We start from the raw sequence: 9,583 nt of genomic DNA, 5'->3' as shown, positions 1-9,583 counted from the left end.
CCGTTACTCCTGTTGATCCCGTTGCTCCTGTTGATCCCGTTACTCCTGTTGATCCCGTTGCTCCTGTTGTTCCTGTTACTCCCGTTGCTCCCGTTGCTCCTGTTGATCCTGTTGCTCCTGTTGCTCCCGTTGGAATATAAATTGGCGGAAGAACCGGAAAAGTAGGTCCAATATTTTCTGGTCTTACCATACCTTTATTCAAAGATAATTTTTCATCGCTGTTCAATTTACTACCTCATTTCACATTTTGTTTACTAATTAACAAAATAAAACCTCTATCATTTTAGAAAAATTCCATAACTACTTTTTCATACTCAAATGATTTTACATAAAGTAAACTTTTTACCGTTACTATAACTAGTAGTATTAATATAATAAAATGATAGTTCCATTCCAAAATACTAAATCGGTTACATTTTAATTTAAAAATGAGGTGATTTATATTCAAGATAAGAATGAAAAAATGAAAAAAGGACTATTATCAATAGCTCTTGAAATTATACTTCCATACAGGCTTACAGGTCCTACTGGTCCTACTGGGCCTACAGGCATCACCGGACCTAATATTACAACAAACTCCATGTTCGCTAATAATACGTCAGGTGGTCCCATTTCAGTTATATTAGGCGGAACTAATATTCCACTTTCTAATAACCAAAGTCTCGGGAATTTTACAGTGAACGCTTCAAATGATATATTTACAATTCCTGTTACTGGGAGATATTATTTAACTTATCAAGTTAATACGACAACTGCACTACTTGCTGGTACAAGGCTACTATTAAACTCTTCGACTCCACTTTCCAGATCTATTTTTTCTCCCGCATTATCAACTTCAAATTATAATAATAATTTAATAATTAATTTAACTGCTGGTAATACAATTTCACTTCAACTATTCGGCGTATTATCCATAGTTAATTTAGTTGGAGGTGGTTCAACAGGTGCCTCTTTAACAATTATACGAATCGATTAAAAAATGATTCATTCTTTTTATAATAATCATTCTTAAATGCTAAAATAGTAACTACTAGGTCATTCCTTTAGTTTATATTTTAATAACTTCACGTAAGTGATTATGCAATAAGAAATACTTTGCACTATATTCATAGTACAAAGTATCTATACTAAATTTTCCGTATATACATTATCAATTTACACTCCTCACAGCTAATGTTACATTGAATATGAAGATAGTTTCTCAAATGCGAACCATCTCAAAACATATTTGAGAAACATACTCCAATCCTATACGCGAGAGCAATACTATGTTGACACTCAAATGAGTGTCTTTTTTTGTGGATTATAAAAAATAAAACCACCTCTTATAGATGGTTTTATCATTACGTCTTTCTTTGTTTTTCAAGGTAGCTGTAAATTTATGAAGTTGAATAATAAATAGTCATATTTAACCGGGTTTGCGTTCTTCCAAAATTACGATAGGCATGCGGTCTATCCGCCTTAAAGCGAATTGAATCCCCGCTATTTAATTTATACTGACAATCATTTATTTCAATTGTCAATTCCCCTTCAAACACCGTTATAAATTCTTCAGTCCCTTCTTTATGACCTTCCGAATTTAACTTTCCTTCTGTTTCAATTTCAACCGTATAGATTTCAAAGTTCCTTTCATCTTGGAAAGGAAAAGAAGGATACACTTTATATCTTCCATTGTCTTCTGATAATACTTGAACATCATTTCGTAAAACAACTTTCGTATCCGGTTGCGGATTATTGATTAAAGAAGTAAAAGACACTTTCAAACCATTCGCAATTTTCCATATCGTTGTTAATGTTGGACTTGACTCTCCACGTTCAATTTGTCCAATCATCGTTTTACTCACACCTGTTAATTGGGAAACCTTTTCTAAACTTAACTTTTCCTTCTCTCGTATTGTCTTTAAATTTTTCGCCAAAATAAGTTGAATTTCTTCCATAAGAAACACCCCTATACTATATACAATATAACGACCGTTATGTATAATAAAAAGCACACGTTATATTGTTCTTTTCGGTCATTATAACATACAAAATAATTAGGGGGTTTTGAAATGCCTATATTTTCTTTTTTGTTATTTGTTTTTATAAGTAGCTTCACACCCGGACCTAACAATTTTTTAGCGATGACATACGCTAATCAACATGGTTTAAAAAGGAGTATGCAATTTTGCTTCGGAGTAGCTTTCGGTTTTTTCATCCTAACTTCCTTATGTAGTTTCTTTAATATTGTACTAATTAAAATCCTACCTATAATCGAATTCCCTTTAAAAATCTTAGGTGTAGCATATATGCTATATTTAGCTCTTAAAATACTCACAAGTAAAACTAGCATAAATCCCGATGAAAAATATAATAAAAATTTATTTACAGTTGGGATTTTCCTTCAGTTTATTAACCCTAAAGGAATACTATTCGGACTAACTGTAGTATCAACTTTTATTCTTCCTTACTACAATTCATATTCAAGTTATCTACTTTTTTCATTATTTCTAGGTGTAGTTGGATTAATGAGCACATTTAGTTGGACATTATTCGGTTCCATGTTTCAAAAACTTTTGTTGAAGCATACTAAATCATTTAACATCATTATGGCCGTTTTATTAGTTTTCAGTGCGCTTTCCATTATAACCAATTAAATTTCCTTTATAAAAAAAGAGGATTACTCAATAAAAGTATCCTCTTTTTGAGGCCGAGTGATTTTTCTGTTTCACTAAAATAAAATCTTTACTTAATTTCATACGACCAGCCTCTACGCTCAAGGTAATCCGTCATTCCTTTAAGTTGCGGCCTCTACTTTTTATCATTCATTTTAAAATCTCTTTATAATAATACAGAAAAATACGCTATAATATAAGTTATTGTTCTTTAGGAGGGGTTTAATGGCTGATAAGTATAAATTTTTAATTCTTGTTGTTACAGCATTTTTTCCTTTCTTTTCCTTAATAAAAGATTTCCGTAACACTTCAAAAAGTTTCTTTTGGGGAAGCTTTGCAATCCTAACAAGCTTTATATTATTATTAACACACGCTTTAGAGTTAACTCCAATACTTCTCCATTCAGCCCAGATAGCTCTTGAGATTATTACAATACCTCGTAAATTATTGTTCCCGTCTGGCACTGAAGTTGCTAGTATTTGCTAACAATTCGTGTATCTAAAAAAATTCAAGTCTATATTTCTAATTATCTTTATAAATATAAAAATGCGGTTTCTCCTTTCTAGAGAAACCGCACCCTATCAAAAATTCTTCTTAAAATTTAAACTGACTCGTATACAGATCAAAGTAAAATCCTCTATCTTCCATGAGAGATTCATGGTTCCCTTTTTCCAAAATACTTCCATCTTTTATAACAAGGATTTGATCTGCTTTTTCAATCGTTTTCAGTCGATGAGCGATTACGAAACTTGTTCGACCTCTCATTAAATTGTTTAGTCCTTCTTGTATTTGTAATTCTGTTCTCGTATCAATATTAGATGTTGCTTCGTCGAGAATTAATATATCTGCATCTGCTAAAATTGCCCGTGCAATCGCAAGAAGTTGTTTTTGTCCTTGACTTAAATTCGATCCTTCTGAAGCAATTTTCGTTTCATATTGATTCGGTAAATGTTTTATAAAAGAATGTGCAGATGCTGCCTTAGCTGCATTGATTACCTCTTCATCACTAGCATCTAATCGACCATAACGTATATTATCCATAATCGTCCCAGCAAATAAATACGTATCTTGTAAAACTACTCCTATTTTACTTCGCAACGAATTCATATCATATTCTTTTATGTTTTTTCCATCAATATGAATTTGCCCTTGCTGTATATCGTAAAAGCGCGTTAGCAAATTAATGATTGTTGTTTTGCCCGATCCAGTTGGACCTACTAAAGCAATTGTCTCCCCTGGCCGCGCTTTAAGACTCACTTCTTTTAAAATCGTTTTATTTTCCTCATACCCAAATGAAACATTCTCGAGTGCAACATGTCCTTGTAAATTTTGTACAACGAATGCATCTTTTTTATTTTTGATTTCCGGTACTTCATCCATAATTTCAAAGACACGTTCCCCACCAGCCACTGCCGCTTGAATCGTATTCATTAAAGTTGCGAATTGACTGAGTGGTCTTGAGAATTGACGAGAATAATTAATAAAAGCTGCAATGACACCTACTGTTGTCATTCCATTTAAAACCATTACTGACCCAGTCCCAATTACAAGTCCCATACCTAAGTTGTTAATAAAGTTCATACTCGGAAAAATAAAAGCTGAAAATGTATCCGCCTTCGTTGCAGAAACTCTTAGCTGTTCATTAATTTTATTGAAATTTTGTACGGTTTCTTTTTCTTTCCCATATAACGTTGTAACATCCGCACCTGTTATAGCTTCCTCAATAAATCCATTTAATTCGCCTAAATCTTTTTGACGCTTTGCAAAGTTTTTACCACTATAAGCAACTAGTTTTTTTGTAACGAAAAACATAATAGGTACTGTAATTAAAGTAACAATCGCTAAAATCCAATCTAATGCGAACATCGCAATCGTCACACCTATAAAAGTTAGCGCTGATGAAATAATTTGTACAACACTTTGTGTCAACGCTTGATTCAAATTATCTATATCATTTGTTACACGACTCATTAAATCCCCTTGAGAACGTACATCAAAGAACCGTAAAGAAAGCGTTTGGATTTTCTCAAAAATATCTTGTCTTATTTTTTGTATCGTTTTTAATGCAACGTTAACCATGACAAATGTTTGTAACCAAGTTAAAAACACTGTAATACCATAAATTGCGATAAGTAACATGCACATTCTTGCTGTGCCATTTAAATCTTTCGGTACAATATATTGATCTATAATTACTCCCATTAAATAAGGACCTAATAATCCAAGTAACGTTGTAACAAATACTAAAAATATAACGAACGTAAGAGCAACTTTTTGATACCCCATATAGTTCCATACTCGCATTATAGTTCCTGTCGTATTTTTAGCTTTCCCTAACTTAGGCGCGTTACGTCCACCTTTATTAGCAAATTGCCCTTGAAAATTACGCATGTTCTTTCCCACCTTCCTTATACAAATTGCCACCTTGGGAAAGATAGATTTCTTGATAAACCTCGCATTGTTCTAACAGTTCTTTATGTGTACCATCACCAACTAATTCACCATTATCTAAAACGAGAATTTTATCAGCATCTATTATTGATGAGATTTTAGAGGCAATTAATAATGTTGTTGTTCCTTTATATTCTCTCCTTAATGCTGATTGAATGTTAGATTCTGATTTAGCATCAACTGCTGATGTAGAATCATCTAATACAAGAATAGATGGCTTTCTCACAAGCGCCCTTGCAATGGATACACGTTGTTTTTGTCCACCTGATAAATTCGTCGCACCTTGTGTTACATGATATTGATAAGAATCTTCCAGTTTGTTAATAAACTCAGTCGCACAAGCTGATGAAGCCGCCACTTCCAGCTCTTCCTTCGTTGCATCTTCTTTTCCATAACGTAAGTTCTCTTCTATACTACCTGAAAACAACAATGCCTTTTGAGGTACGAACCCGATTGAACCACGAAGTTTTTGTAAATCGTATGCCTTAACATTTATTCCATCAATACATATTTCACCTTGATCAACATCGTATAAGCGTGGTAACAATTTTGCTAAAGTAGATTTACCACTTCCTGTAGAACCGATAACCCCTACTTTTTCACCTTTACATATGCGAAATGAAATATCTTTTAAAACATATTCATTATTTTTCGTATAACTATAACTAACATTTTTAAAATCAATATTCCCCTCAATTTCCTTAGGTACAAGCGCATTTGTTTCGCTCGTAATATCAACCTCAGTATTTAAAACTTGCTGTACTCGATCCGCAGACGGAAATGCTCGCGCGATTTGCATAAATACCATACTGATAGACATAAGTGACATTAAAATGATATTCAAATAATTTATAAACGCTAATATAGCTCCTACTTGAAGAGTCCCGTTAAATACTTTTTCTCCACCAATCCATAATGTTGCGACAATCCCTCCGCTTACAACTAACATTATGATTGGCATCATTAAGGAAATAAGCTGCACCGCTCGAATATTTATCTTCGTTAAATTTGTATTAACATTTCCAAACTGATTAATTTCATATTTTTGTCTTACATACGCTTTAATAACACGTACTCCAGATAAATTTTCTTGTAACTTTGTATTCACTTTATCTAATGCTTCTTGCACCTTTTTGAACGTCCCGCTCGCTTTACTCGCAATGAATATAATCGCAAGTAATAAAATTGGAACGACTACGAGTAATATAGGAAATAACTCGCTTGCTGTTACAAAAACAATTATGATACTTCCGATAAATAACAAAGGACCACGAACAAGAACACGTAATGTCATCGTCATCGCCGATTGAATAGATGTAATATCATTTGTCACTATCGTTAATAACTTTCCAGTTCCAAACGAATCACGATTTTCACTAGAAAATGTTTCTATTTTCGCAAACACATTTTTTCGTATGTCAGTAGCGAAATTAACAGCTGCTTTTGTAGAATACATCATACACCCAAGCCCTCCAACTAAACCGAGTGCTGCAGCTCCTATCATAAGAAGTCCCATTTTTATTACATAATTCATATCCCGATTTGCTATCCCAACATCAATAATATGTTGCATAATAGTCGGTTGAATTAAGTCCATCGCAACCTCAAGTACCATAAATAGTGGTCCAATAATAGCGAAGAACATGTATGGTTTTAAATACTGTAATAATTTACGAAATGATTTCATACATAATCTCCTTTTCCCATGAAATTACCCCCGAATAACTCATATCCCTCCTTATTTAAGCGCTGTAGTTTGTAATTTCTTTCTTATTCCTATTATATTATGTAAATTAATATTTAACATTATTAAATGATAAGCATTAATGACTTTACGGTCAATAAATGTGCTTTTTATTATATACATATAAAAACCGCATTCCTAATGAAAAGAATACGGTTTTTCATCTATATTTTTTCAGTTGTAAACTCTAAAAACTCAGTCTCAAATCCATTATTTTTAGACGGACTACACGTGTAAAAACCTATTTTAATAGGCTTATTTCCTATATCCTCCATCAAATGAGCGATTCTTATTTGTTCCCATTGGTGGATCTTCTTCACATATATTGTATAATCACCACGTTTACGAACAATTCGAAAACGAAGTTGCTCGTTAGCTAATTCTGTCGGAAAGTCTTGCGTGGACCAATCGGAATATCCATTATTCGTTACGACTGCTCCTAAATGAGATGGACCATCTGGAATATATTCTAATGAAGTTTTCAGCCAACACTTTTCCGAAACCATAACAAAAAGACCAGCTTGATCGAATTTTGAATTTGGATTCATACGCAATTGAACTTCAGCTTGAAAGTCTGTCATCGTCTCTGTATAAAACACATGACCATTCATTACTTCGAATCCATAATGTGTTTTAAGCCAAAAATCTGTTTCGGCTTTCGAGCGGACAATAAGCGCATGATTGTTATTAAGCTTATAATACTCAGGTACATTCATTATAGTAAGTTGCTCAATATGTTCTGGTATATGTGATATTTTCATAGTTCCTCCCTAATAAAGCATCTATATACACATTTAAAATTCTACTAATACTGGGAATTTATAACCTTTCAAATCCAACTCTCTATTACTTCGAACCATTAAATACTTACTTGACTGTAATTCTGTAAACTGTACATCCTCAACTCCTAATTGATCTGGAGAGAAGTAAAATTCGATTTCTGTAAATCTTTCAGCAATTTCCCCGCATATTTCATCTAAAACTGGAATTACTGGTGCAAACACTCCATATAATTTCAACTTTTCATTATCTACTTCATACACAATTAGAGCATCTAGCTTCTCTGAATAATACAATTTTCCATTCCATTCCGAATCATACATATTCAAATAAAACGAAGGACGGAAGTTTAATGTTGAAAAATTATTTGAAAGTCTTTGGCTACTATCTATAGTTTCATGTATTAATTTTCTATCCTCTTCCATATAATAATCTAGCTCTCTAAGTAAGGAATCATTATTATTCTTTTTATCATATGGAATAGTCATCAAATACTCCTGCACAACTTTAAAACCATATGATGTATATAGTTCAGGTTTTTCCGTAAACAATAATGTGCATTCACATTTCTTATCGATTTCTTCTATCATTTTACTCATTAATTGTGTCATGAGTCCTTGTCTTCGAAAATTAGGGTGTGTCATTACCGATTGAATGCCTGCTGCATTTATTCTTTCACCATTCACTAGCAATGGTAACGAGAATACCGCAACGTTTGCAATCGCTTTATCTTCTTGTAAAAATGATAAAGCTTTATATGTATCATCCCAATAACCTCTCTCTGAAAAATCATGCAATGTTTGACTTGGAATCCCAAACACTTCTTCAAATAAAGGAAATAACTGCTCTCTTTTCGGTTCTTCTAAAAGAAGTTTTTCAAAACTTTCAACATTCCCCATGTTGTCCCTCCATATGTTAATTCCATCAAATTAGATATAGTTGTAGAACCTGCTCTTAAAGTAATAGGTCTTACCAATCAATATACTATCATAAAATATAAAAAAAAAGTCTAATTAATTTTATGTTTCGACTATTCTAAAATAAGTCGAATAAAACAATATTAGGATTTTTGAATATTAATGAGTTTATTATATAAAAATAGCGCTTTCTAATTCGTTTTTACTAATAGAAATACACTATTTATAATAAAAGATTTTTATTCTTTTATCCCTTCAAGTCTTTCCTTCGTATTAATTTCTTCTCCACTTATACGCTTTTCAAAAGACTTTCTCCAACTACTTGAAAGTGCATTTACTTCTAATATCCTTTTTACCCCTTCAATATTTTGCTTTTCCTTGTGCATGATACGGTTAGCAAACGCTACTGAAACACCTTTTGGATCAGACTGTAGTCTTTTTAAAGTATCGACTGATGATACCCACCCTTCTTTTAATACACGAAAATAAAATCCTGTATATCCTGTTTCTTGAAAATATAGTGGTAACTTTGGAATATTATATTTTTTTGCTAATTTAAAACAAGGTTGCCTTGGTTGTGTTACCTGTACGATTGCCTGTCCGAGCTTAAACTTATCACCAATACAAACATCCTCTTCGCGCATACCACTAACTGTTATATTTTCTCCGAAAGCCCCATATACAAGATCTTGATTCAACTCTTTTTCCCAATATGGATAGTGATCACCAGTATAAACACAAACTGCTTTATCTACTCCTCCATGATGAACTAAGTCAGCTTGTCCATCCCCATTAAATTTTACAAAAGATAAATATACCGGTTCCTTTACTTGTTTCTTATTTATGCCTGTATGAATTACTTTTCCGCCGTATGTAACCTCTTTTGGTAATCCTATATTTAAAGATAATAATTGATATTCATTAGCCATTCTATTTCCTCCTTTAAAGGTGTTACATGTATTTTCTCTCGGTTAATTTTTACAACCCTCTCTGTTATATAAAGATGATTATAAAACCTCTAAAATCATTGTTCAATT

The 9,583-nt window shown here is 32.5% G+C and carries 10 protein-coding genes; 3 read left to right on the top strand and 7 right to left on the bottom strand.

The genetic code is table 11. The features are described 5' to 3' along the window. Window positions 1-226: exosporium leader peptide-containing protein (locus MR147_RS04170; protein ID WP_242303666.1), on the bottom strand; the 226-nt coding region annotated here is incomplete at its 3' end. Window positions 227-433: 207 nt separating this feature from the next. Between MR147_RS04170 and MR147_RS04165 the strand changes: the two genes are divergently transcribed. Next, window positions 434-976, top strand: a complete 543-nt coding sequence (locus MR147_RS04165) for a BclA C-terminal domain-containing protein (protein WP_074608353.1) — start codon at window positions 434-436, stop codon at window positions 974-976. Window positions 977-1,379: 403 nt separating this feature from the next. Here the strand turns inward: MR147_RS04165 and MR147_RS04160 are convergent, their stop codons facing one another. Beyond that, a complete protein-coding gene (locus MR147_RS04160) occupies window positions 1,380-1,994 on the bottom strand; it encodes a helix-turn-helix domain-containing protein (protein ID WP_139302804.1) in 615 nt (204 codons plus the stop codon). A 57-nt stretch (window positions 1,995-2,051) separates the two neighbouring features. On the opposite strand from MR147_RS04160, the gene MR147_RS04155 reads away from it, so the two are divergent. Both MR147_RS04155 and MR147_RS04150 read left to right on the top strand, forming a co-directional pair. Then, window positions 2,052-2,636 (top strand): LysE family translocator, encoded by a 585-nt coding sequence (locus tag MR147_RS04155; RefSeq protein ID WP_074608349.1) that lies wholly within the window; start codon window positions 2,052-2,054, stop codon window positions 2,634-2,636. Window positions 2,637-2,879: 243 nt separating this feature from the next. Further along, on the top strand, window positions 2,880-3,140 hold the full coding sequence (locus MR147_RS04150) for a hypothetical protein (protein ID WP_074608348.1): 261 nt from the start codon (window positions 2,880-2,882) through the stop codon (window positions 3,138-3,140). A gap of 108 nt (window positions 3,141-3,248) precedes the next feature. On the opposite strand, the gene MR147_RS04145 is transcribed toward MR147_RS04150, so the two are convergent. The 5 genes from MR147_RS04145 to MR147_RS04125 all read right to left on the bottom strand — a co-directional run bounded on the left by MR147_RS04145 (window position 3,249) and on the right by MR147_RS04125 (window position 9,475). Next, complete coding sequence (locus tag MR147_RS04145; RefSeq protein ID WP_242303665.1) at window positions 3,249-5,045, bottom strand: ABC transporter ATP-binding protein; 1,797 nt, start codon at window positions 5,043-5,045, stop codon at window positions 3,249-3,251. Beyond that, on the bottom strand, window positions 5,038-6,792 hold the full coding sequence (locus tag MR147_RS04140; protein ID WP_242303664.1) for an ABC transporter ATP-binding protein: 1,755 nt from the start codon (window positions 6,790-6,792) through the stop codon (window positions 5,038-5,040). The genes MR147_RS04145 and MR147_RS04140 overlap by 8 nt, the downstream gene beginning before the upstream one ends. Window positions 6,793-7,013: 221 nt before the next feature. Beyond that, a complete protein-coding gene (locus MR147_RS04135; protein WP_000703153.1) occupies window positions 7,014-7,610 on the bottom strand; it encodes a DUF1349 domain-containing protein in 597 nt (198 codons plus the stop codon). A gap of 33 nt (window positions 7,611-7,643) precedes the next feature. After that, window positions 7,644-8,528, bottom strand: coding sequence for a GNAT family N-acetyltransferase (locus MR147_RS04130; RefSeq protein ID WP_242303663.1), 885 nt, complete (start codon window positions 8,526-8,528; stop codon window positions 7,644-7,646). A 257-nt stretch (window positions 8,529-8,785) separates the two neighbouring features. Continuing rightward, entirely contained in the window at window positions 8,786-9,475 is a 690-nt protein-coding gene (locus tag MR147_RS04125) for an MOSC domain-containing protein (protein ID WP_074610300.1), read from the bottom strand. Between the last annotated feature and the right edge of the window lie 108 nt (window positions 9,476-9,583).

Origin of the sequence: Bacillus cereus group sp. BfR-BA-01350 (genome assembly GCF_022663775.1) — a bacterium.
Classification (GTDB): Bacteria; Bacillota; Bacilli; order Bacillales; family Bacillaceae_G; genus Bacillus_A; species Bacillus_A paranthracis.
This window is presented reverse-complemented; position numbering and strand designations above follow the sequence as displayed.